Source organism: Streptococcus sp. 27098_8_86 (genome assembly GCF_041432595.1).
Taxonomy (GTDB): domain Bacteria; phylum Bacillota; class Bacilli; order Lactobacillales; family Streptococcaceae; genus Streptococcus; species Streptococcus pneumoniae_F.
The window spans coordinates 1-1,322 of sequence record NZ_JAPVZW010000030.1 but is presented as its reverse complement, the minus strand read 5'-3'; the positions used below and the strand labels follow the sequence as shown (position 1 = coordinate 1,322).

Sequence of the window (1,322 nt, the reverse complement as noted above, 5' to 3'; positions counted from 1 at the left end):
CCGTCCCTTGCAAGTCCCGCTTCATCCACTCTGGAGTTTGACCTCCTGTTAAGCGATTGACGCCATCAATACTGGCAATACCAATGATCTGAGTCAAATCTACAGCTCCGATAGCAGTCTCTGAAACCATACTTCCAGCTGCACCAATAAAACCTTCCGCAAACAGGAGGGAATCCTTCATCAACGTAAAATATCATCTAAACCACAGGACTACGATTTAAATCATAAATATCTATTTGTTTTTTTTCAAATAACATTTCTAATTTTTGATACCCATTCTCAACAAAAAAATGGTACTCCGACTCAGAAATCGGAACTGCAAACAACCAAGTTACATATTCATGATCAAATTCCAAATCGTGTATCTCCCATAAAAATGGGATAGTCAATAACATGTGCTTCATATTAGAATCTAGATAATAATTATCTATTGCATTTAGAAATACAGTCCCTGGCATACAAGGAGATGATCCATCCATCACTTTAAAAGCACAGTCACTTATTATATTTGGAAACAAATCATTCCTACTATCTGTTGAACCAATAATTTCTGCTCTTAAAGATTTATCATCTATCTTTTTGTTCAAAGTGTAGTCTGATAACCCAACAGTGGAGTAAGAAGATACGTGTTCAATTGGAGAATCATCACCACAAAATATGTCAATTTCTTTTCCAGATTCATCTTTAAATGCATACACTCTTGGAGTACCGCCAACATCATCTAAAAGCTTTCTAGCTATCTCTTTTTTATTATATTCCATAGTAAGTCCCTTTCTTCAAAATCATGGACCAAAATAAAAATCCGTCTTATCTTCACCAATATGACTTCTATTAGATTCTGGTAGCTCTGGTCTATAGCTATTGGGATTATTATATTCATCTAAAAATTGTTTACGAGTTATTTTTCTATCAGCCGCACTTTGTTGGTGTTTTCTAAATTCATGTCCCGGTTTATGCCCCATATCCCAAGGCTCCTCAATATCCATTACCTTTTTAGTAATAGGATCTTTGACAACACCTTGTTCATCCTTAGCTTTATCCCAGACAGTTTCCTTTGCATTCTTCCTATAACCTGATGGACGCTTGTAAAGTTTTTTCTCTGAATCAGATAGCTTACGCGGAACGAGTTGTCTTACTTCTCCAGAACCACCTACTCCTCTCACCACATCCTCCGCATGTTTGCTTGAGAAGTGCATCACATCACGTAGAGTCTTGCTCTCAACGCTGAAGGTAGGCATTGTTCCCATACCTCCCGCAAAGGCAACTGCCTCTTTACGGATACCGACTGGGATTCGAGTATCTAATAGTTTCTCGCCAAATTT

At 37.6% G+C, this 1,322-nt stretch carries 3 protein-coding genes; all 3 read right to left on the bottom strand.

Translation table 11 applies throughout. The features are described 5' to 3' along the window. Positions 1-181, bottom strand: a 181-nt coding sequence (locus O3616_RS10030; RefSeq protein ID WP_371638794.1) for a hypothetical protein, incomplete at its 3' end; no start/stop codon positions are given. A gap of 16 nt (positions 182-197) precedes the next feature. Then, positions 198-761, bottom strand: coding sequence for a suppressor of fused domain protein (locus tag O3616_RS10025; protein ID WP_138100269.1), 564 nt, complete (start codon positions 759-761; stop codon positions 198-200). Between the two features lie 21 nt (positions 762-782). Next, positions 783-1,322: GH-E family nuclease (locus O3616_RS10020; protein ID WP_371638793.1), on the bottom strand; the 540-nt coding region annotated here is incomplete at its 5' end.

Coding starts and splice junctions, on each gene's coding strand:
- O3616_RS10025 (WP_138100269.1), bottom strand. CDS start 761: ATGGAATATAATAAAAAAGAGATAGCTAGAAAGCTTTTAGATGATGTT.